Below are 23,451 nucleotides of genomic sequence, written 5' to 3' on the forward strand. Positions count from 1 at the left end.
CCGCAAAAATAAAATTAATGCCTCTAATACACGAATATTTTTTATTTACTTTACAAACAATATTTCTTTAAAGTGAATTTATTCGATTTTTCATTACAATTAAATGGTTTTCCAATTAAGGAAGCGAGTCGTGTATTAAAATCTATTCAAAATATTGATACTAATAGTTATGAAACTTATCTCCATGACACAAAAAAAGAACTTCTAAAGTATCATCTTCAAAATAATGCATTTTATAAATCTTTCGCCAAAGGCATCAATATTGATGATTGGAATTCTATTCCTGTAATGACAAAAAGAGATTTACAGAAGCCGCTTTCCGAAAGACTTTCAAGTGGTATCTCAGAAAAAGACGTTTATATTAATAAAACTTCTGGTTCTTCGGGAGATCCGTTTGTTTTTGCTAAAGATAGATTTAGTCATGCCTTAACTTGGGCTGTAATACAAAACCGATTTGGTTGGTATAATTTAGATTTTAACAGCTCTAAACAAGCCCGTTTTTACGGTATTCCTTTAGATAAAAAAGGTTACTATAAAGAGCGTATTAAAGATAAACTTAGTAGTAGATTTCGATTTTCAGTTTTTGATTTGAGCGATACTGCTTTTGAAAAACATCTTAAAAAATTTCAAACCTTCCCTTTTGATTACATTAATGGTTATACTAGTGCTATTGTACAATTTGCTAAATTTCTTCAGAAAAAAAGCATGGTTTTAAAAGAAATTTGTCCTTCCTTAAAAGCTTGTATTGTAACGTCAGAAATGCTTTTTGAGGATGACAAAAGCCTTATGGAAACTCAATTTGGGGTACCAGTTATTAATGAATATGGTGCTTCTGAGTTAGATGTAATTGCTTTTGAAAACCCAAATGGCATTTGGCAGTTAAATAGTGAAACATTATTTGTTGAAATTCTAGATGAAAACAATAACATTTTACCTTACGGTGAAGAAGGTCGCGTTGTTATTACATCGCTTTACAATAAAGCACATCCGTTTATTCGATATGATATTGGTGATATTGGTATACTCTCCAAAGAAAGCACCTTAAAAATGGCTATTCTTGAAAAATTAATTGGTAGAACAAATGATATAGCTACTTTACCTAGCGGAAAAAAAGCTGCAGGTTTAACGTTCTATTATATAACTAAAAGTATTATTGAAGCAGATGGGAATGTTAAAGAATTTGTTATCGAACAATTAAATCCAAACACATTCAAAGTTATTTATGTAAGTGATAAAAACCTTAATCAAGAAAAAATAGAAATTATACGTTCTGAAATGGAAAAATACCTTGAACAAGGATTAGAAGTTAACTTTGTGAGACATGATCAATTAATTCGTTCAAAAAGTGGTAAATTAAAGCAGTTTACGTCCTACTTAAACCAAAATACATGAATATAACTATAGTAGCAGGTGCACGACCTAACTTCATGAAAATTGCCCCAATAATTGAAGCTATTTTAGAGAAGAAAAAAGAAGGTTTCAATATCAATTATAGGCTTGTACATACAGGTCAACACTACGATAAAAATTTAAGTGGCACTTTTTTTGAGGAACTTAATATTCCCCTTCCTGATGCTAATTTAGAGGTGAAAAGTGGGACACAAGCTGAACAAACAGCGGCTATAATGATTGGTTTTGAACATGAATTGAAACAAAATCCATGTGATTTAGTTATGGTTGTAGGTGATGTAACCTCAACAATGGCGTGCACAATAGTTGCTAAAAAAGCACATATAAAAGTAGCTCATGTAGAGGCTGGAATTCGCTCGGGAGATATGCGCATGCCCGAGGAAATTAATAGAATAGTAACTGATAGCTTAACGGATTATTTTTTTACAACTTCAAAACATGCCAACAAAAATTTAATCCAGTTAGGAGTTTCTAAATCCAAGATTTTTTTTGTGGGTAATGTGATGATTGATACGCTATTGAAAAATAAAAATAGACTACGAAAACCTTCAATATGGGAGAATTTAGGCTTAGCTAAAAAAAAGTATATGGTAATGACTTTGCATCGCCCAAGTAACGTTGACGAGGCACACCATTTAAAGCAACTCATCACTCAGATTGTTACTTTAGGAAAAGACTATCCTATTATTTTTCCTGTACACCCCAGAACACAAAAGCTTTTGAGTAGCTTAGATTTAAATTTTGGGAACCTGCATTATATAAGTCCTTTAGGCTATTTAGAATTTAATTATTTAATAAAAAATACCCTAGCAGTAATTACAGATTCTGGTGGTATTACTGAGGAAGCTACCGTTATGAATATCCCTTGTATAACGCTACGTGATACTACCGAACGTCCTGAAACTTGCGATATTGGCACCAATATTTTGGTAGGAAATGACTCTATTAAAATTGAAAATGCTTTTAAAATTTTAATGTCTGGTAAATGGAAACAAGCTATAATTCCTGAATTATGGGATGGAAATGCGGCAAAACGAATTATTCATCATTTAGCATCTATTTAATTTTTAGAATGAAAGATGTACTCATTATAACTAATTATTTTCCTCCCGAAACTGGTGCCGCTTCGAACCGTATTTTTCATTTAGCCGAAGGGTTACAAAAGCGAGATTTTAATGTAACCGTTTTAACGCCTTTACCCAACTACCCAAAAGGAAAAGTTTTTGAAGATTACAAAGGCTATTTTAAACATACTTCAAAAGAACAAAACATAACAAGCCATAGACTATGGATTTATGCCAGTAACTCAAAAAACAAACTACTGCGCCTGATAGCTATGTTATCTTATAGCTTTAGTTTGATATGGTTTTTTGTATGGAGCAAAATCCCCAAAACAGTTATTATCCAATCTCCGCCTCTACTTGTAGCTTTCACATCTGTATTTTTTTTACGTTCTAAAAAGCGCAAAATTATATTAAATGTTAGCGATTTATGGCCTCTTGCTGGTTTAGAATTGGGTGCATTTAAAAAGAATTTTAGCTATAAGCTCTTAGAAAAAATTGAACGATTTAATTATAAACATTCCAATTTAGTTTTGGGTCAGAGTGAAGAAATATTATCTCACATAACAGCACGCTTCCCTAAAAAAAGCACCTTTTTGTATCGTAATTTTCCAGATTTTAAAACATCGTTACATGAGCATAAGATAAACTCAAATCAAAAATTAAAGATGGTTTATGCGGGTTTATTAGGTATGGCCCAAGGTATTTATAAACTCTGTAAAAACTTAGATTATACTAAAATTCAATTTCATATATATGGTTCTGGTGCAGAACAACAAGCTATTGAACACTTGATTAAAATTGAACCCAAACTAGATATAGTTTATCATGGTGAAGTTTCTAGGGAGCAATTACATAGCATATTGACTAAATACGATTTCACTATAATTCCCCTACTCAACAGAATTTATGGTTCTGTACCTTCAAAAATATTTGAATATGCACGTTTAGGTATGCCTATGATGTATTTTGGAGGTGGAGAAGGAGAGAATATTATAAAAAAGCATGCTTTAGGATGGATTGCAGAACCAAGTAATTACAAATCTTTAAATCGTATAATTTCAAAAATAGATACTACGAAACTTGAATCAGAAAATAGAATTGCTATACAAAAAGAAGCTTTAAGTAATTTTGATTTTAACAACCAATTAAATCAACTTATAGCTCTAATTTAATATGCTTTTTCTTCTCCTTTTAATGCATTAGAAAGTGTTTGGATGATAATTTTGACATCTAATAACAAAGACCAGTTCTCGATATAAAAAATATCATATTTAACACGATTGATTATGTCGTTGTCCGTCTCTACTTCTCCTCTAAAACCGCTAACTTGGGCTAAACCCGTAATACCTGGTTTTACAAAGTGACGCACCATAAACTTATCGATTCTTTGTGCATACATATTGGTATGACTTACCATATGAGGTCTAGGGCCAACAACAGACATATCGCCAAAAAGTACGTTAAAAAACTGAGGTAATTCGTCAATACTAGTTTTCCTAATAAAAGACCCAACTTTTGTAATTCTTAAATCTCCTTTAGTGGCCTGGTGCAAATGTGCATTTTTATTTGGAGTCATGGATCTAAATTTAAAGCAATCAAACTCTTGATAGTTAAATCCATTTCTAGATTGTTTAAAAAACACAGGACCTTTGGACTCTATTCTAATAAGTATAGCTAGAATTGGTGTTAACCAAGATAACACGAACACTATAATAAATAAAGAAAACAGAATGTCAAATAGTCTTTTTACAAATTTATTTACTGATTCTTGTAGTGGAATTGCCCTTAATGAAAGAACAGGTATATAATCGTAGTACTCATATTTTAGTTTTTTAGAATAAATATCTTTATTATCTGGTATAAATTTAAGTTCCCGTAAATTATTATCTGCAAAGTCAATCAATCTATTTATTTGTTTATTAGATAATTCTGCTACAGAAAAATAAATTTCATCAATGCTGTTTTCTATTATATAATTAAAACAATCATCTAATAAAAAATCCTTTCTCCTTGTATCAAAATTGGCTTCAAATTTATAACCAAAGTCTATTCTTGTGTTAAACGTTCTTATTAATTGCCTTGATTTATCATTATCTCCAATCACAATTACTTTTCTTATATTTCCTCTGAGTACTGTCCTATATTTTTTTAACAAAAAAGTAGTTAAAAATTTAAAAACACAAATAAGGAGAAATATTATTAATAAATAATTGCCAAGCGCTAACCTACTCATAATTGGTTGTTTGAAAAATCCAATGAAAGCGTAAACAATTATTGAAAAAAGAATCATTTGTCTAAATAAAAGTGGGAGAATTTGAATTAGCCTTGTATTTCTATTGACATTGTAAAAGCTATTTTTTAATGAAATAATTATCCATGCAAAATTTATATAAACAATAAAAAAACAAAGATTATCTTTAAGATTTATCTCAAAATAAAATATAGTCATACTGAGTATGACTAAATCCATTAACCCAAATAAAGGTTTTATAAGATTTGAATATCTACCTTTTTTATAATCCACTTATCTCTTTATATGTTCTTTAAAATCCTTGTGAGCACTTTTATACAATTCATCTTCTGTTAAAGATTTAAAGTAGTTATAGGTAGTACTCATTCCTTCAGATCTAGAAATCTTTGGCTCCCAATTTAGTATTTTTTTTGCTAACGCAATGTCTGGTTGTCTTTGTAAGGGGTCGTCTTTGGGTAATTCTTTATAAACTATTTTTTGATTAGTCCCTGTAAGCTTTATAATCTCCTCAGCAAATGCTTTGATTGTTATTTCATGTGGGTTACCAATGTTAATAGGATTCGTATAGTTACTTAAAAGTAATCTGTAAATCCCTTCAACTTGGTCATCAACATAACAAAAAGAACGCGTTTGTGACCCATCACCAAAAACAGTTAAATCTTCGCCTCTTAGTGCTTGACCAATGAATGCAGGAATAACTCTTCCATCGTTAAGTCTCATTCTAGGTCCATAAGTATTAAATATTCGAGCAATTCGTGTTTCTAAACCATGAAAACGATGATATGCCATTGTTATAGATTCCTGAAATCGTTTTGCTTCGTCATAAACTCCACGAGGACCTATAGCGTTTACATTTCCATAATAATCCTCAGGTTGTGGATGAACTAAAGGGTCTCCGTACACCTCTGATGTTGAAGCTATGAGCATACGTGCATTTTTAGCTTTGGCCAATCCTAAAAGGTTGTGCGTTCCTAATGCACCTACTTTTAAGGTTTGAATTGGTATTTTCAAATAGTCTATTGGACTTGCAGGTGATGCGAAATGTAAAATATAATCTAAGTGACCTCTTAGTTCAATAAAGTTAGTAACATCATGAGCCACAAATTCAAAATATTCTAAGTCTAATAAATGTTCAATATTTCTTTTATCTCCAGTAATAAAGTTATCCATAGCTATTACGTGGTAACCTTCTTTAACAAATCTATCACATAAATGAGAACCAAGGAAACCCGCTGCTCCTGTTATAAGAATTTTTTTTTTCATTGGGTTTTATTCATTAAGATCATTTTCAAGCTATTATGCTTTCCACTGTTTATACAATTTTTCTACAGTTTCCTTAAATTCCTTTTCAAACCTTTCTTTACTAAATTTTTCAACACTTTTCCTTACTAATTTTGGGTCAAACTTAGTTTTTTCTATTTTTTCAACTCCTTCTATTACACCCTTTACTGACTGATCATAAAAAAATGTTCCACTTACACCATCTTTTACTGTTTCTAAAGCCCCTCCCTTACCATATGCTAATACAGGTGTGCCACAAGCTTGAGCTTCTACTGGAACAATACCAAAATCCTCCTCTGCAACAAAAATAAATGTTTTAGCTTTTTTCATATATGCTATCATCTCACTAGATGGTATATGCCCTAATATTTCGATATTTTTTGAAGCTTTAGATTTAATATTCTTCATTTCTGGTCCATCACCTATTACCAATAATTTTTTCTCTGGCATTTTTGAAAAAGCATCAACAATTAAATCAATTCTTTTATAAGGGACTAGTCTGGATGCAGTGATGTAATAATCTTCCTTTTTCTCTTGTAAGGTAAATTTATTAATATCTACTGGTGGATAAATGACTATGGAATCTCTACGATAAACTTTTTTAATTCGTTCTGCAATATAATTTGAATTTGCAATAAAATAATCTACTCTATTTGAATTTATAACATCCCAAATCCTAATATCTTTCAAGACTTTCTTTGCATACCAAGATTTTAACCCTTTAAGGTTACTCCTTTTGAGGTAATCATGGTATAAATCCCAAGCGTATCTCATGGGAGAGTGACAGTAGGAAATATGTAATTGGCTTTGATTTGTTAACGCTCCTTTAGCAATTGAAGCAGAGGATGATAAAACTAAATCATAATCCGTCAAATCAAATTGTTCTATAGCTAATGGGAATAGTTGAAGAAACTTTCTGTGATTGCTTTTGGCTGTTGGCAATTTTTGTATAAAACTGGTATTAACTTGTTTCCCTTTTAGAATAAATTCTCTCTCTTGATCATTAAGAAAGTCTACTAAAGCGAAATGCTCTAAATCTTGCCAAATATTATTAAAAGAATGTATAACTTTCTCAGCACCACCATTAATATAGTACCAATCGTGAATCAGCGCTTTTTTCATTTGCTGTTAATATCTTGAATTGCTAAAATACATTTTTCTAATTTCTTAAATGATTTATTCCAACTATACTTTTCTAAATTATATTCAGGCTTAAGTTTTGTGTTTAAGCCTTGTAATATTTTAGCTTTAATATCATTAATATCGTAAGGGTCAAAATAAATTGCTTTTTCACCACATACTTCTTTGAATACCTCTATGTTTGAAACACAAACTTGTAAGCATTGACTCATAGCTTCAATGATAGGGATCCCAAAACCTTCATATACACTTGGATAAACAAACATTCTGGCATTTTTATAATAATTTGTCAATTCTTTATCTGAAATATTTTCCAAAAAAATTATTCTATTATCCATTTCGAAATATTGAATAGACCCTGAGAAGTGTTTATTAAAATTTCCAATAACATATAAATTCAAATCTTGTTCTTCAATTAATTTAAAAGCTTGAGTTAGGTTATTAAAATTTTTTCTGGGATGATGAGATGAAACTGTTAAGATGTAATTTTTACTTCTAATAAAACTATTTTCTACCTTTTCCAAAAACACAGAACTAATACCGTTATAAATTACAGTTATTTTTTCCTCATCTAAGTTTAATTCTTCTACTATTTCTTTTTTGGAAGTGGAGCTTACCGTTAAAACATGCTTTGCTTTTTTTGCTATAAGAGGTATCATTAGATTATACGTAAGAGAGAATAGCTTAGAAAACCATTCAGGTTTCACTCTAAATGCCAAATCATGAATAGTAACTATTTGTTTTTTAACGAATATAGGTGCAGTGTTACAAAACGAAATGAGTAACTTATTCTTTCTTAAAATATAAAATTGAAGGATTATTTGCTCCCACAAATGCCCTTTTAACAAACCCCAACCAATAGTTTTTGCTTCAAGGTATTCGGCTAATTCCTTGTGTATAATATTACTAGGAGTAACAAACTCTACAGGAATGTTGGACTTTTTTAGCTCTTTGGAAAGCTCTATAGCAAAACGCTGTACACCTGATATTGGCTGAGTTAAAAATCTAGCGTTAATGTATATAGTTGGTTGCTTCAATGTTGGACTTTTTATTAAAAAATAAATATGATAAAATAAGGCTATATAAAATTATTCCTTGTTGACGAATTAATATTACTTCGGTCATAGAAACAAAAAGTAAAAATAAATAGGTGTATAAAAATAGTTTATTGTTTTTACCCCAAGCAAATTTTAAAACCTTCAATTGAAACATTATAAATATTACTAATCCTAATAAACCATGGGAAATTAAAATAAAAAGAAATAAGTTATGAGGATTATTTGAATAAAATGGTGTTTTAATATTCATGCCTTCATAGGTTCTTTCTAAATTTTTAGAAACATTCCCTGTTCCAAAACCCAATAGCACTCTTTCACTAATAAGTTGACCTGATGCTTTTAACATAATTATACGCTCAGAGCCTTCTCCTACTTCAGAAAGCTTATTAAACCTCCATTTATTGTAGGGTGTAAAGATAAAAACCGTTGCAAAAAAGATTAATGATAATAAATAAATTACAAATTTCTTGAGGCTGTTACAAGTATATACAATGCCCAACAAAATTACACTAAGAAGTGGCATTCTTTTCCCAAGTAAAATCATAGCAAAAAATAATAAAAATGCCAAAATAAGTAAGTAAACATTTCTGGTTTTTTTAAAACTAAAAAATAGCAATATAATGTTAATACCTAATTGTATAGAAAAATAAACGGCATGGTAATTTCCTCTTAATGTATGTGGTAGGTGAATGAGTTCAAAATGTTCTTCTGGTCTTGTATAGAATTCTACGGCACTAAAAACACCATATAATAACGCCAAGATTGAAGAAATAGTGAGCACCCATGTTAACTCAAGCATATTGTACTTTTCTTGATTCATAAAGAAAAGAAAGGGCAAAAAAATAATAGGGGAAATTCTGAGCAAAAATTCAAATTGGGCGTTTTCAAAATTTCTTAACCAAAAAAGGCTTATCACAAAAAAGGCTGACAGTGCAAAACATAAGAAAACGTCTTTTATATTCTTTAAAGTTTTATTCCTTGAATAAAAAAAACCAAAAAAGATATAAATTCCTAAACTCACAGAATTCAAAGCAAACGAAAAAGGCAAAGAAAAAAAAACAAAACTTAATAATAGAATATAGATTTTCTCAACACTAGTTTTGCTACTTAAATATTTTAACATTTCTAAAAATAAGATAGGTAAAATTAAATAAAATAAAAGCAATAATAAATCTATTTAGAAATATTCCATTATATCGTGGAAACTCAGCTACCCAAAGAAAAAACATTGGGTATACACTCCAAGCATACAGACTTCCTGTTTTTAATTTAAACCATATTCTAAAAAATAATGTAAAAAAAGTTATTAAAAAAGTAACTCCTAAAACTATTCCGAAATCTGTATAAGTATATGATAATCCGCCAAAATTTGTGTAATCTCTCCAGTGATACTTGCCAAAATCAATATTGTGACCGGTTTCTATTTCAATGCCTGTAATACGCCTAATTACTCGACCAGCCCATTCCAAATAATTCGTCGTTTCAAAAGACAAGCCATTCTCGAAAACATAATAAAATTTATTTTGTGTATCTCCATAATAATTAAAAAAGCGTTCTAAAGTCCATTGCAACTTAAACCATACATCCATATTTTTATCACCATATTGATCACTAAATTGTCGAGATAATTCTAGTAAAACAAAAAATAATAACAAAAAAGCAAAATACTTCAGAAATTTCGTAACTAAAACTCTCTTGTTTTTAAGTGTAACCAAAACAAGTATTATGGGTAAAACAAACTCAAGTATAGCAAGCCTTTCTGCTAAATAAATTGATCTTGTTAATAATATTAACCCTAACAACACAACAAAAACCTTATTCCATTTTAGCTTATTTTGAAAAGTATAAAGTAAGTAAGGGACAATAAAGAACAAATAAAACTGAGATAAAATATTAATTCCGCCAAAATCTGCTAAAGAAGCCTTTGATGCATGAATATTTCCATCATATGTTAAATAAGCATTTGTAGCAATCAAAATGTTCATCAATGTTGCAGTATATATAAACACTTTACTGATTGTAAACCAAGTCTTTGTTACTTTTGGAACCACTATATCTTTTGCTTCAAACCGCTCTAACTTCAAACTAGGGTGTCCAGATAGTATTCTAGAAAATATAACTATGGATAATAACACAAGACAAAATAATGTATGTCCCCAAAACCCATATACCTTTTCAAAAGGGAAAAAATATGAAGGATACAGATAAGGAATATACCACAAAAATATTAACGCAGATATAGCAATAAATGGAGAAGAAATAAGGTATTTTAGTTTAATTTTCATTAATCAATAATTAGTTTATTGCAAAGTTCGTCCCAACTAGATACATTAGCCTTTAAATCAAAATTTTTTCCATATTCTAGGCATTCTTTTATTGCTTTATCAATGTCTTTTTCATCTTTATAATAGAATGAATTCTTTCTAGACGACTTTAGAAAATGTGCTGAAATAATGGGTAGACCACAATAAGTATATTGATGTACTTTTAAACTATCAGTTAGAGATTCTCCCCCTTTGGAATATAAAATAGTATGTAATCCTATGTCTGCGTACTTTACATAAGGCACTGTTTTGTTAAACATCATTTCTCCATAATACTTTATATTATCAGCAACAACCTCCTTATTCAATGGCCCTATTATATGGAAAGTTATTTCTGGATAGTTAAATGCAGCGTACTTTAAAAACATGTAATCTAATCCTGTTACACCAATAAAAACAGCATTTAAAGTATTTTGTTTGTATGGGTTTTTGTATTCACTATCATACAAATCTTTATTAATGCCATGAAAGTGCAATTTAATATTTGCCTCGTTAGACTTTCTATTCAAATTGTTAAGTATATATGAGCTAGGAACACTTACTAGATTAAATTTACTTAAATTATTTTTTTCGAACTTTATTAAAGATGGATGAGCATTTAAAATGCCTAAATCGTCTGACGCTCTGTAAACAAACCTTGCATTAGGGTTAAGTTTTTTTAATTTTGAGAACAAAAAAAGTCCAGGTGTAGATTCAAAAATTATTATATCCGATTCTTTAATTTTCTTATTTAAATCTTTATTAAAGGGGAAAATAAGATATAGTTTATATAAATAAAAAGTTAAGAAATTAATAATTCTATTTTTAAAATTAAAAATGTGAAAAGGGGTAAAATGAACGTAAGAAAAGCTATTTTTTCCATGAGATACTAGCTTATTTAATTTTAAGCTTAATTTATTAAAATAGTGTTGTTTTTTAAAACGAAAAATAAGACTACATGGGGCAGTTATAAAAACAATACTAAAACCTCTATTTAGAAATGCTTCCGCGAATAGATGAAAGCCAGCCTTTCTTTTAGATTTATAAAAGTGTCCGGAAACAATAATGACTTTTTTCAATTTAGTTTTTCTTAATTAATGTTTGTCTAGTTTTCTAATTATTTTTGCAGGGTTACCTGCAATAATCATCGATCCTTCCAAGAAACTTTTAGTAACAACAGATCCAGAGCCAACAATTATATTATTCCCTAGTTCTACACCTGGTAATATTATAGAATTCATTCCTATCCAACAATTCTCACCAATAATAACATCTTTTCCTGGTAAATGTTTTTCCAAGTTAGAAAAATCGTGATTAGCTGTTATGATTCCAACATTTGGTGCAATATAAACACCTTTTCCTAACTTTATGTCAGCAGCAAAATTTTGAAAATAACAACCCGCTGACTGGAAATTATTAATATCATTTATATCAAAATGAATTCGTTTATAATTGGAAATCATAGTTGAATGATTGACTGGCCATGGGATATGTCTATTAAAACCTAATATTTTTTGTCTCCATATTCCAGTTAAAACCCATCCCCAACCTTCATTAGTTTTAAAATATCTTCCTTTAAAGAATTTCTTATCATAAAATAATGGAGCTATTATTTTAAGAATAGTAATCGTTATTTTTACTAGAATCTTTTTCATTGTTAGCTTAAGTTAAAATATTTTCTCAAAAAGCAAGAACTTAATAATTGCAAAACCAATAATGGTTGGTATAACCAATTTTAAAATAATTAACCAATAGTTTTTTAGTCCAATAGTTAAAAACTTATGAATTAAAAACGAAGAGTAAACAAAATAGGAAATTGCACTCGTTACACTAAATAAAACAATAGTTATATCTATATCTTTAAAATAAAAAACACCTAGTCCTAATCCTAATAGCCTAAAGAGTGACATAAAAAAAATAAAAATAAACCCTAGGCCTTGTCTCTCTTTTATTATTATTATTGAGGCTATTGGAGATGTTAAAAAATTAAAAAACAACCATGGCGTCATAATCATAGCATACTTTCCAGATAATTCCCATTCTTGTCCAAAAACAAAACCAAATAATTCTTGTCCAAAAAAAGCTATTATGGCAAAAGGAATTATAGAGAAAACAAGCTTTTTATGTAAATCTAATACTAATTTAGAAAACTTTTCGGGTTCGTTTTTTAAAGAAGAGCCTTGTTCAAAAAAAACTTGCCCTACTGCTCCTCCTATTAATGATACAGGCATTGTTAAAACCTTAAAGGCTTGAAAATATAACCCTCCATAAACAGACCCAAAATAAGATGGCAACATAAGGATTGGGGCTTGTATTGAACCTATATTCAATAAGCTAGACGGAACATCAAATAACGGGAATTTTTTATGCCTTTTTAAGGTTGCTACAAGCTGTTTTGTATTTAGCTTTTTATACATGTTAGTGTTCTTTATTAATAAAACACTAATCTCTGCAATAGTAGCCATAAGGTAACCTACGATTAAACCGAAATATTTTAAAAAGTACAGGCCTAGTTGAAAAATTGATAACGATATTGATCTAACAACTTTACCATAAGCTATAGTTTTGTACTTTTTTTTTTTTGTACTCAAAAATGTCAAAAGTTTACTAAACCCTATTAGAGCAATTGACACTACTAATAAATATTTCCATTTCTTCAAGCCTTCAACTTGTAAAAAAGGAATCTTATCAAAAAATAAAGCAAAAAGTATCAAAAAAATAACACTAAAAAAGATAATAGTAGTAACTGTGAGAGTGGTAATTTTTTTCTGCTCAATTTCATCATCAGTATTCATAACAGCCATTTCGAATTTTCCAGAAACTATCTCTGATAAAATCAGTGTTATACTAGTAAACATACCTAAAACGGCAAAATCTGATGGGCTGTAAATTCTTGTTAATATTGGAGATATCAATACAGGAATCATTTGGGCAACAGTAGTGCCTGAGACCAATGTGATGACATTTTTTGCGAATTCATTTTCTAATATCTTTTTTAAAAAGCTTGTCATCAATTGGTTGCTTGATCCTTATTTTGTTTACTTAAAATTCTAGTAACAATTTCTTGACCTATATTCAAAGAAGAAGTTGCTGCAGGAGATGGAGCATTAATTACATGAACCCCATTCTCTGTATATTCAATCAAAAAATCATCAACTAAACTACCGTCTTTACCACAAAGTTGAGCTCTTACTCCAGATTCTCCAATTACTAAATCTTCTTCTTTAATTTTAGGGATTAATTTTTGTAAAGATGTAACAAATGCTTTTTTGGAGTAAGACCTATACATTTCATACATTCCAACTTTCCAATATTTTAGTGCAATTTTGATAAACCCTGAATAGGATAAACTCTCTAAAAGCTCTTTTATATTAATATCCCTTTTTGTATAACCTTCTCTTTTAAAAGCTAATACAGCATTTGGACCAGCATCTACTTTACCATTAATCCTTCTTGTAAAATGGACTCCTAAAAAAGGAAAACTAGGGTCTGGTACTGGATAGATTAAGTTTTTTACTAGATGTGTCTTATCCTCTTTTAATAAATAATACTCTCCTCTAAAGGGTATTATTTTATAGTCTAGACCAACCCCATCCATTTTAGCTATTTTATCTGAATATAATCCAGCACAATTAACTAAAAATTTCGCTTTAATTATCTTATTTTCAGTCTTAATATTATAACCATCTGTTTGTTTTTCCAAAGTAATTACTTTGTTGTTAAAAGTATAACTTGCTCCCATTTCTAGTCCAATTTGATACAATCGCCTTGAAACTTTTTTATAATCTACAATTCCTGCTTGTGGTACATAAATACCTTTTGTTCCAGAAACATTGGGTTCTATCTTTTCAAGACCTTCTTTATCTAGTAGTATTAAATTATTTAGACCGTTTTGAACTCCCCTATCATAAATAGCCTTTAATTTCTTTTCCTCGTTTTTGCTTGTTGCAACAATAATTTTTCCACAAATTTCGTGTGGTATTTTTTCTCTTTTACAAAATTCTAAAAGAAGGTCGTATCCTTTTTTACAATTAATAGCTTTTACACTACCTGGTTTGTAATATATCCCAGAATGAATAACACCACTATTATGCCCTGTCTGGTGAGATGCGATATCGTTTTCCTTCTCAATTACAACTATACTAAGGTTTTGGTTTTCCTTTAAAAGGTTGTACGCTACCGATAATCCTACAATACCTGCTCCAATTACAGCAACATCATACTTCATAGTTTAATTATTGATTGCTAATCGTTAAAAAATAACTTTATTGCGCTTACTACTTGTTCAGCAGATTCTATAGGTATATGCTCTCCGATAGGTATACTCAATAATGATGTGTCCAATTTGTTTGCCTTAAAATCAGAACTGGCCATATTAAGATAGCTGTAAGCTTTCAATTTAGGTAAGGCTATTGGGTAATGTATTCCTGTTTGAATCCCATTTTCTGAAAGATATGCTTTAAGTTCATCTCTGTTTTCTAACCTAATTACAAATAAATGATATACTTGCCTAACATCCTTAGAACGTTTGGGCAAGATTATTTCTGTAACACCCTTTAAATTTTCAAGATAATAATCTGCAATTTTTATACGATGATTTGTCCACTTATCTAGGTGTTTCAACTTCACATCTAAAATAGATGCTTGCAAAGTATCTAGCCTACTATTCCTGCCTTCGAAGACGTGATTATACTTCTCTACACGCCCATGGTTAGCAATCATTCTCGTTTTTATTGCTAAGTTTTCATCATTGGTTACGATAGCGCCTCCATCTCCATAGGCTCCTAAATTCTTACCTGGATAAAAGCTGAAGGTTCCAATATCACCTATAGCTCCAACTCTTCTCCCTTTATATTCTGCGCCATGAGCTTGTGCGCAATCTTCTATAATTTTAAGTTTGTATTGTTTGGCTATATCCAAAAGCATGTCCATATCACACGGATGACCATAAAGGTGTACCGCTATAATTGCTTTAGTTTTATCAGTAATTACAGCTTTAATACTTTCCTCTGAGATAGTATAACTATCTTCTTCACAATCACAAAAAAGCACTTTAAATCCTGATCTTGTCACAGCTTCAGAACTTGCAATAAAGCTATTTGCTGGAACAATAATTTCTGAGTCTTTTGGAAGATTAAGCGCTTCTATTGCTATCTCTAAAGCATCAGTACCATTAGCAACACCTACACAATAATCTGCTTGTTGAAAGCTCGCAAAATTTTTCTCAAAAAGTGTTAGTTTCTCTCCTCCTATAAAAGAGGATGTATTGATTATATTCTGAATAGAAGTATCTATTTCTTCTTTTATTGAAAGATATTGCTTTTGTAAATCTAGAAATTTTATCATTCTTATTTTATTTTCTTTGCTGGGTTTCCTGCATAAACCCCTGGTTTTTCTATGTTTTTTGTAACAACAGCACCAGCACCAATAACTACATTATCACATATTTTAATGGGTAAAATAGTAGAATTAGAACCAATAGACACATTATTACCTATGTTTGTTGATTTCCATTTTGACTGATCTCCTCCTGCTGGACCTCCATCACTAAATAAGTCATTAATAAACATTACTCCATGACCTATAAAACATTTACTGCCTATAGTAACTAACTCACAAATAAAGGTGTGTGATTGAATTTTGCTTTCTCTACCAATTATTACATCTTTTTGAATTTCAACAAAAGGACCTATAAAACAGTTATCTCCAATTTCACATCCATAAAGATTTACAGGCTCAACAATTTTTACATTATCACCAAATGAGCAATCTTTAACTCCTACTTTAAGCTGCTTATACACTTTTATTTCTATTTTCTATTTTTCGGTATATTTTGTCTATAATTTCAACAGTTTTCAAGCCTTCAAACCCATTGGCTGAAATAACTCCATCATTCAACAAAACTTCTACAACATTTTCATATACTTTATCATGATTAGACATAGATCCTTGGTACTGACCATAATTATTAGCCGTATTTCCTTTGGCTAAATTTTCTATTTTATATTCCTCAATATTTTGATATTCTAGTTCATTAAGGTATTGTCCTCCAATTTTCAGAGTTCCTTTTTCTCCAAATATTGTTAAAGAACCCTCCATGTTTTTACCATAACTATTAACTGTATAATTAATAGTTCCAAGAGCTCCATTGTAAAACTCCAAAGCAATTACACCATTATCATCAAATTCTGTTATTCCTTGATGATTAAAATTACCTCCAAAAGCCTCAACATTTTTAACGTCTCCAACTATCCAATATAATAAATCTATAAAGTGACTAAATTGAGTATAAAGTGTTCCGCCATCTAGATTTAATGAACCTTTCCAGGAATCTTTGTAATAATCAGGGTTTCGATTCCAAAAACAGTTCAGCTGAGCAGAATAGATTTTTCCAAGTTGTCCTTGTTCAACAACTTTTTTTACGGCTTCTACAGGAGGGTTAAATCGATTTTGTTTTACAATCATTAATCGCTTGTTGGCTTTTTCTGCTTCCTTTATCATCTCACCACAATCGTGAACACTAATTGCCATTGGTTTTTCGCAAAGCACATGAAAACCAGCTCTTAAAGCTCGAATAGTATGTGTTGCATGCAATCCGTTTGGAGAGCATATTGCTATCAAATCTACCTCAGGTTCATTTGATAGCATTTCTTCGATAGACTTATATGCATTGGCATTATATTGTTTTGACAAAGTTTGTGCTTTATCAAATTCAATATCACAAACTGCTTTCAGGTTACCGTTGTTGTTTATGTGTCCTGCGTGTCTAGTACCTATTCTTCCACATCCTACAATGGCAAAATTTAGTTTCTTACCCATTTTTTTTAACTTTTATTAAATTATAAGGCTCTTTAAAGTTGTTTTTTATGCATGATTATTTTAGAAGTGAAATTTATACAATAATTAATGATTTCACATGCCTAAAACTGAATTTTTAGGTCGCCTTGCAAAAGTACGATAATTGTTTATTTTAACAAGATTTATATTATGCAACAAATTATTTTCTGACAAGATTAGTTTTGCAAAGTCATACCAGGTCATTACTTGGTTATCGGAAAAATGAAAAACCCCAAAATCTCGTCGTTTTTTATGGATTAATTGAATAATAAATTTCGATAAATTAACAGTATCTGTTGGACAGCCTTTTTGTTCGGTAGTAATTGAGAGTTCCTTTTCTGATTTGCCTTTTTTTACGATAGTTTTATAAAAGTTATGCCCATATTTTTTACTGTATAACCATGATGTTCTTACAATAAAATATTCAGTCATAATATCCTGAATATACTCTTCCCCTAGCAACTTAGATTTCCCATAAACATTAATTGGGTTAGTTTCGTCTTTTACTAGATAAGGCTCAACTTTCTCACCATCAAAAACATAATCTGTAGAAATATGAATCAGAATAGTACCGTTTTGGCTACATGCTTCTGATAAATTTTTAACGCCTTTAGCATTAATGTTATATGCTATTTCTGGTGTTTTTTCAGCTTGTTCAACACTAGTATATGCTGCGCAATTAATACAATAATCAAAATCCGTATTGCGAAAAAAGGCATCAATATCATTTTTTTTTGTAATATCTAATACTTCTTTTGAAGTAAAAACAAAGTCTAGTCCTTTAGTGTTATTTTTGAAAAGTTCTTTTAGGGTTTTTCCTAATTGACCATTCCCACCTGTTACAAGAACTTTTTTTATCATCTAAATAGATTTTCAAATGTTGGTAGGTTCTTATCTTTTTCAGAAATAATCATATCCTTTTCAGCTAATCCCCAGTTTATATTTAAATATTTATCATTAAAAATGATTCCAGATTCAGAAGGTTTATTGTAATAGTTGTCACATTTATACGAAAAAATTGTATCATCTTCAAGTACTACAAACCCATGAGCAAAACCCCTAGGTACATAAAATTGCTTTTTGTTTATCCCATCTAGTTCTATTGAAAAGTGTTTCCCAAATGTTGGTGAGTCTTTTCTTAAATCAACACAAACATCTAAAACCTTTCCTTTAATAACTTGAACTAATTTAGATTGAGCTGCCTTACCTACTTGAAAATGTAATCCTCTTAAAACACCTTTTGAAGATTTCGATAAATTATCTTGAACAAAATTAGAATTAATACCTGTTTCTGTAAAAAATGTTTTTTTATTAAACGATTCTAAAAAAAAACCTCTTTCATCCTTAAAAACCTTGGGTGTAATAACGTAACACCCTCTTAGATATGTTTCTTCAACTACCATTTATTAACTCAATTGTTGAAGATAGTCACCATAACCGCTTTTTAGTAGTGGTTGTGCTAATTTATTTAATTGTGTCTTGTTTATGTAGCCCATTTTATAAGCTACTTCTTCAATACACCCAATTTTTTGACCTTGACGTTCTTCAATAACTTGAACAAATTGGGAGGCTTGCATTAGTGATGAAAATGTTCCTGTATCTAACCATGCCGTACCTTTATCTAAAATTTGAACATTAAGAATTCCTTTGTTTAAATAAACTTTATTGACATCTGTAATTTCTAATTCTCCACGCTTACTTGGTTTAATTTTTTTTGCAATATCTACTACTGAATTATCATAAAAATATATTCCTGGAACAGCAAAATTAGATTTTGGTTTATCTGGCTTTTCTTCAATAGATATTGCCTTATTAAATTGGTCAAACTCTACTACACCATAACGTTGAGGGTCTTGAACATGATAAGCAAAAATAACTCCACCTGTAGGGTTAATGTTATTTTGTAATGTTTTATACAAGCCTGAACCGTAAAAAATATTATCGCCTAGAACTAAAGCAACACTATCTTTTCCAATAAATGTTTCTCCAATTATAAAGGCTTCTGCTAATCCTTTTGGCTCTTCTTGAATTGCATAATCAAACTTACATCCAAAGTCTTCTCCATTTCCAAGAAGGTCTTTGAACTTGGGAGAGTCTTTTGATGTTGAAATAATTAAAACTTCTCTAATTCCAACTGATAGTAAGGTTGTTAATGGATAATAAATCATGGGTTTATCATAAACAGGCATCAACTGCTTACTCACTACTTTGGTAAGTGGATACAGCCGTGTTCCTGAGCCTCCTGCTAATATAATTCCTTTCATTAATCTATCCTCTTCCTTGATACTTTTTAATATACCAATCTATGGTTTTTCTAATTCCTGTTTCAAAATTTTCTTCAGCTAACCACCCTAAGTTACTTTCTAGCTTAGATGCATCAATAGCGTATCTATAATCGTGACCTGGTCTATCTTTTACAAACGTTATGTGTTCCTTATAAGATTTGTCTTTTGGTAAAATATTGTCCAAAATCTCACATATTGTATTCGCAATATATAAATTATTTCTTTCGTTTTTACCTCCAATATTATAAGTCTCTCCTACAATACCTTTATTAAAAGCTAAATCAATACCCTTACAATGGTCTTTTACATAAAGCCAATCTCTAATATTTTTCCCATCTCCATAAATAGGAATATTTTCACCTTTTAGAGCCTTTCTTATAATTGTTGGTATTAACTTCTCGTCATGCTGTTTAGGTCCGTAATTATTTGAACAATTGGTTGTTACAACATTTAATCCATAGGTGTGAAAATAACTTCTAACAATAAAGTCTGATGATGCTTTTGAAGCACTATATGGGCTATTAGGAGCATATGCAGTGTTCTCAGTAAAAAAACCTTGATCTCCTAAAGTTCCATAAACCTCATCAGTTGATATATGAAGAAATCTTGATTTAATATGGTTAGAATTCACTTTATACGGAGCCAACATCCAATGGTTTTTTGCTACATCAATTAAATTAAATGTTCCTAATACATTGGTGCTTATAAATTCGTTTGGCGATTTAATCGAGTTATCAACATGAGATTCTGCAGCAAAATGAATAACTCCAGAAAAATTATGTTCTTTAAACAATTTTTCAATCAATTGTCTATTACAAATATCCCCTTTTAAAAACGTATAATTTTTGTTCCTCTCTATTTCTTCTAAATTAGAAAGCTCACCTGCATAAGTGAGCTTATCTAAGTTTACAATTTTAATATTAGGATATTTGTTTAAAAAATAAACTATAAAATTCGAGCCAATAAAACCTGCCCCGCCTGTTATTAAAATAGTCATTAATTATATTTCGTTTTTATATTTTTCTAAGAATTTAATAAAATGAAGAGTAAGTAATATCATAGACGCTAGTATCATAAGAACAAGTGCATAGTAAATTTTAAAATCTAATGGTGTTCCTAAAAATTCTTTGGTATTATCTATAGTTCCCTGATTTTCTTGACTCGATACCACTTCTACTATAAACTTTTTATCCTCCTTTTCCCTTTGTATTTGAACAAGCTCTCTACGTAATTCAACATCATTATTGTACAATTCAAACTCTTTTGTAACATTTTTATCTTCATTGTTATCAATAGTTATACTAGTTTGCGAGCCTACAGGTTTTTCCAAAGGTTTCTCTAAAACTTTTTTATAAACACTTTGTAAATCTTTCGAAGCTTCTAAAGATTCTAGAATTGTCTTTTCTAAATTCATCAATTCTGTTAAGTCCTTTTTTTGCTCGATTTGAAAAAATTCCGTTGATGCAATTTTATCTACAATTTTTGAGATAACAGTACCAAAAACAGCTTTCTCTTTAGCTTTTATTATGATTCTTTGTACTGGATAATGAAATTCCTTTGAGTTTTTTACATAATTTTCAAAAGTTACTGATGATGCAATTATCGAATCCAATCCCTTTGTATATTCGTCAAAATTCTCTAGTTTATCGTTTTCTGTAATAACAGACTCTACTTCTAACTCGAGAATAGAACCTGCCTTAATAGAATTAATATCTAGAACAGAACCTAAAGTAACTGAATCTCTCTCTGCTATTAATTCATTGTAGTAATCTATGGCTCTGTACAAATTCTCTCCAGTATCATAATTTTGTTTTATTACTGTTGTTGATTTATAAATTGGTTCACCTTTGCTTTGCCTGTAATAACCATAAGCAAAACCTATTATACCTGCAATAATAATTTTTATTATATGCTTTTTTATGAAAAATATTAACCATACAAATGACAAGAATAGTTTTTTTAATATGTTTGAAATAAACTGAAATAATTTTTCAAACGTATTTCCAATCACCTTAAATATGTGTCCTAAATCTAATTCTTCAGATTGCTGTGGTTTTTGCAGATCTTTACTCATAATTTTATTTTAATTAAATATTTGTTCTAGTATTGTTCTTGTAATTACATAAGTGGGTTTTACTCCAGAAGTACCTAGGCCTCCTGAAGCTAATGTTGCACCTGTTTTTAATGGATTATCACTTGCATAATAGGCATATCTTATTTTTACATCAGGCTTAATACTGCCTCTTACTTTTGAAGCGGCTTGAATGGCTTTTTGGTAATGCGCTCCTTCCATTTCTAAACCTATTACTTGCCAAGTAGAGTTGTAAAAAAATTTTAGAATATCCTTGTTTTGTAATGAAGTTCCAAGAACAGTAATCATAGACCCCTCACATATACTAATTCCTTGCCCTTCTATATCTTCTCTTTTTAATTCATTCTTAAATGGATAATTATCTGCTGTTCCTTCAAAAATATGTGCAGATGGAATCATAATATCTCCTTTATCACCTTCTAATATACCCGCTTTACCCATAATTGAAATTGAATCTACATTAAGATGGCACTTTTTTTTATTTTTCTTATAGGGCTTTAGTAATTCATCAATAGTCTCATAAGCCTGCTCGCCAAATGCATAATCCATCACTAATATAACAGGTTTTTTTTGTTTCAAGTGTTTTTCAGAGACTTTAATGTTCATCAATGAAACGTCTAACTTAGTTGTATCAAATATTTGAACATCAATATTAGTTCCAGACTTATCCTCAACATAAATCATTCCTTTAAGTAATGCTTGTTTGGTAACTTTGTCTCGTAATGCTTGATTTTCTTTTTTACTCAACAATTGATATACTTCAAAATCATCTTTCTTATTAGATTGATCTTTCAAAACGTTATTAGCGTATAAGGTATTCATAACGCTATGCATATTGGCACTAATTATATGGATTGGTCTTTCCAACAAATCATTTTTATGCAACGCCTCTTTAATATAATCAGCCCAAATCTCTCCATGAATATGGTGCCCAATACGTTCTCTTAGAACTGGACTAAAGGTAATAGTACGTTTTTGGTTATTTATCAACTCTTCGATAGCAAGTTTTCCCAACCAATAAACAATGTGTAATAATCTTTCCGGTTGAGAAGGGATTGCAAACTCATCATAAATAGAACTTAATTCATTGAAAGTTCTTCCTAAAATATTAGCTGTGTGTGTAATAGCAATTTCTCGTTCTTGTTGGGTAAGTTTCTTTTTTGATAAAACTGCTTTTTCAAGTTTAACCCAATCTCTTGTTGTTGCTCCATCTTCATCAACAATAACACGATTACCGATTTTATGAGACTCAATAAAAAGAAAAGTAAGATGGGTTAAGATGTCGTAAATTTCAGATCGTCCTCGAGTAATTTCGATATTCATCTGCTCATCATCAATCCTATAACAATTACGGCGACGTTTTTCTGGGATTATAGGTTTAAAGTGAGAATTTGAATATCCTTCGTCACTTGTTAAGTTTATAAATGTACATTCTTCAATGCCTTGAGGAAGCCTATCAATAACGTAAATTAAACCTTCTAATTCTGCTTTTTCATCTCCTACAGATCCGTAAATTTCTGGTCTCAGAAGAAGTAAGGATTTCCTTAAGGTTTCGCCAGATATCCCCATAGGCTTATAAAAACCTCTATTAAATAAATGACGCATAGTAATATACATACGCTCTATCGCATTGGAGCTTTCTTGAGCACGTGTTCTCTCATGATGTTTTTTACTACTCATAGTTTAATTTGGTTGGACAAATATACTATTATTTACTTTAATTTTTGTGG

The 23,451-nt window shown here is 30.0% G+C and carries 22 protein-coding genes; 3 read left to right on the plus strand and 19 right to left on the minus strand.

Annotated features, from left to right (window positions below; all coding sequences use genetic code 11):
- Nucleotides 1-72 precede the first annotated feature (72 nt).
- From Q0772_RS04190 to Q0772_RS04200, 3 genes are read left to right on the plus strand one after another with little or no spacing between them, the layout of a single operon-like run.
- Nucleotides 73-1,392, plus strand: coding sequence for a phenylacetate--CoA ligase family protein (locus Q0772_RS04190; protein ID WP_298340690.1), 1,320 nt, complete (start codon nucleotides 73-75; stop codon nucleotides 1,390-1,392).
- Complete coding sequence (gene wecB, locus Q0772_RS04195) at nucleotides 1,389-2,474, plus strand: UDP-N-acetylglucosamine 2-epimerase (non-hydrolyzing) (RefSeq protein WP_298340692.1); 1,086 nt, start codon at nucleotides 1,389-1,391, stop codon at nucleotides 2,472-2,474. The genes Q0772_RS04190 and wecB overlap by 4 nt, the downstream gene beginning before the upstream one ends.
- A gap of 8 nt (nucleotides 2,475-2,482) precedes the next feature.
- Nucleotides 2,483-3,646: a glycosyltransferase family 4 protein gene (locus tag Q0772_RS04200; protein WP_298340694.1), complete on the plus strand. Its 1,164-nt coding sequence runs from the start codon at nucleotides 2,483-2,485 to the stop codon at nucleotides 3,644-3,646.
- Here the strand turns inward: Q0772_RS04200 and Q0772_RS04205 are convergent.
- The 19 genes from Q0772_RS04205 to Q0772_RS04295 form a co-directional block, all read right to left on the minus strand.
- Complete coding sequence (locus Q0772_RS04205; RefSeq protein WP_366105150.1) at nucleotides 3,643-4,944, minus strand: undecaprenyl-phosphate glucose phosphotransferase; 1,302 nt, start codon at nucleotides 4,942-4,944, stop codon at nucleotides 3,643-3,645. The genes Q0772_RS04200 and Q0772_RS04205 overlap by 4 nt on opposite strands.
- Nucleotides 4,945-4,998: 54 nt before the next feature.
- Nucleotides 4,999-5,988 (minus strand): UDP-glucuronic acid decarboxylase family protein, encoded by a 990-nt coding sequence (locus Q0772_RS04210; protein WP_298340698.1) that lies wholly within the window; start codon nucleotides 5,986-5,988, stop codon nucleotides 4,999-5,001.
- A gap of 33 nt (nucleotides 5,989-6,021) precedes the next feature.
- Entirely contained in the window at nucleotides 6,022-7,128 is a 1,107-nt protein-coding gene (locus Q0772_RS04215; RefSeq protein WP_298340700.1) for a glycosyltransferase, read from the minus strand.
- The gene (locus Q0772_RS04220; protein ID WP_298340701.1) at nucleotides 7,125-8,183 is read right to left on the minus strand and encodes a glycosyltransferase family 1 protein; all 1,059 of its coding nucleotides are present in this window, start codon (nucleotides 8,181-8,183) and stop codon (nucleotides 7,125-7,127) included. Before Q0772_RS04220 ends, Q0772_RS04215 begins: the two co-directional genes overlap by 4 nt.
- Nucleotides 8,158-9,369, minus strand: coding sequence for an O-antigen ligase family protein (locus Q0772_RS04225; protein ID WP_298340703.1), 1,212 nt, complete (start codon nucleotides 9,367-9,369; stop codon nucleotides 8,158-8,160). Before Q0772_RS04225 ends, Q0772_RS04220 begins: the two co-directional genes overlap by 26 nt.
- Complete coding sequence (locus Q0772_RS04230; RefSeq protein ID WP_298340705.1) at nucleotides 9,308-10,489, minus strand: hypothetical protein; 1,182 nt, start codon at nucleotides 10,487-10,489, stop codon at nucleotides 9,308-9,310. The genes Q0772_RS04225 and Q0772_RS04230 overlap by 62 nt, the downstream gene beginning before the upstream one ends.
- Nucleotides 10,489-11,202 carry a hypothetical protein gene (locus Q0772_RS04235; RefSeq protein ID WP_298340707.1) on the minus strand — a complete coding sequence of 238 codons (714 nt, stop codon included), beginning with the start codon at nucleotides 11,200-11,202 and terminating at the stop codon, nucleotides 10,489-10,491. The genes Q0772_RS04230 and Q0772_RS04235 overlap by 1 nt, the downstream gene beginning before the upstream one ends.
- A 399-nt stretch (nucleotides 11,203-11,601) precedes the next feature.
- A complete protein-coding gene (locus Q0772_RS04240) occupies nucleotides 11,602-12,162 on the minus strand; it encodes an acyltransferase (protein ID WP_298340709.1) in 561 nt (186 codons plus the stop codon).
- Between the two features lie 12 nt (nucleotides 12,163-12,174).
- A complete protein-coding gene (locus Q0772_RS04245) occupies nucleotides 12,175-13,518 on the minus strand; it encodes an oligosaccharide flippase family protein (protein ID WP_298340711.1) in 1,344 nt (447 codons plus the stop codon).
- Nucleotides 13,518-14,735: an L-2-hydroxyglutarate oxidase gene (lhgO, locus tag Q0772_RS04250; RefSeq protein WP_298340713.1), complete on the minus strand. Its 1,218-nt coding sequence runs from the start codon at nucleotides 14,733-14,735 to the stop codon at nucleotides 13,518-13,520. Before lhgO ends, Q0772_RS04245 begins: the two co-directional genes overlap by 1 nt.
- A gap of 17 nt (nucleotides 14,736-14,752) precedes the next feature.
- Entirely contained in the window at nucleotides 14,753-15,853 is a 1,101-nt protein-coding gene (locus Q0772_RS04255) for a DegT/DnrJ/EryC1/StrS family aminotransferase (RefSeq protein WP_298340714.1), read from the minus strand.
- A gap of 2 nt (nucleotides 15,854-15,855) precedes the next feature.
- A complete protein-coding gene (locus tag Q0772_RS04260; RefSeq protein WP_298340716.1) occupies nucleotides 15,856-16,308 on the minus strand; it encodes an acyltransferase in 453 nt (150 codons plus the stop codon).
- Nucleotides 16,301-17,326, minus strand: coding sequence for a Gfo/Idh/MocA family oxidoreductase (locus Q0772_RS04265; protein WP_298340718.1), 1,026 nt, complete (start codon nucleotides 17,324-17,326; stop codon nucleotides 16,301-16,303). Before Q0772_RS04265 ends, Q0772_RS04260 begins: the two co-directional genes overlap by 8 nt.
- Nucleotides 17,327-17,419: 93 nt before the next feature.
- Nucleotides 17,420-18,205 (minus strand): dTDP-4-dehydrorhamnose reductase, encoded by a 786-nt coding sequence (rfbD, locus tag Q0772_RS04270; protein ID WP_298340720.1) that lies wholly within the window; start codon nucleotides 18,203-18,205, stop codon nucleotides 17,420-17,422.
- Nucleotides 18,202-18,747 carry a dTDP-4-dehydrorhamnose 3,5-epimerase gene (gene rfbC, locus Q0772_RS04275; protein ID WP_298340722.1) on the minus strand — a complete coding sequence of 182 codons (546 nt, stop codon included), beginning with the start codon at nucleotides 18,745-18,747 and terminating at the stop codon, nucleotides 18,202-18,204. Before rfbC ends, rfbD begins: the two co-directional genes overlap by 4 nt.
- Before the next feature lie 3 nt (nucleotides 18,748-18,750).
- Nucleotides 18,751-19,608 (minus strand): glucose-1-phosphate thymidylyltransferase RfbA, encoded by an 858-nt coding sequence (gene rfbA / locus Q0772_RS04280; RefSeq protein WP_298340724.1) that lies wholly within the window; start codon nucleotides 19,606-19,608, stop codon nucleotides 18,751-18,753.
- Nucleotides 19,609-19,612: 4 nt separating this feature from the next.
- Complete coding sequence (gene rfbB / locus Q0772_RS04285) at nucleotides 19,613-20,626, minus strand: dTDP-glucose 4,6-dehydratase (protein ID WP_298340726.1); 1,014 nt, start codon at nucleotides 20,624-20,626, stop codon at nucleotides 19,613-19,615.
- 3 nt (nucleotides 20,627-20,629) lie between these two features.
- Complete coding sequence (locus tag Q0772_RS04290) at nucleotides 20,630-21,703, minus strand: hypothetical protein (RefSeq protein ID WP_298340728.1); 1,074 nt, start codon at nucleotides 21,701-21,703, stop codon at nucleotides 20,630-20,632.
- Nucleotides 21,704-21,712: 9 nt separating this feature from the next.
- Entirely contained in the window at nucleotides 21,713-23,401 is a 1,689-nt protein-coding gene (locus Q0772_RS04295) for a hypothetical protein (RefSeq protein ID WP_298340730.1), read from the minus strand.
- Nucleotides 23,402-23,451: the final 50 nt, after the last annotated feature.

Source organism: uncultured Algibacter sp. (assembly GCF_947490405.1).
Taxonomy (GTDB): Bacteria; Bacteroidota; Bacteroidia; order Flavobacteriales; family Flavobacteriaceae; genus Algibacter_B.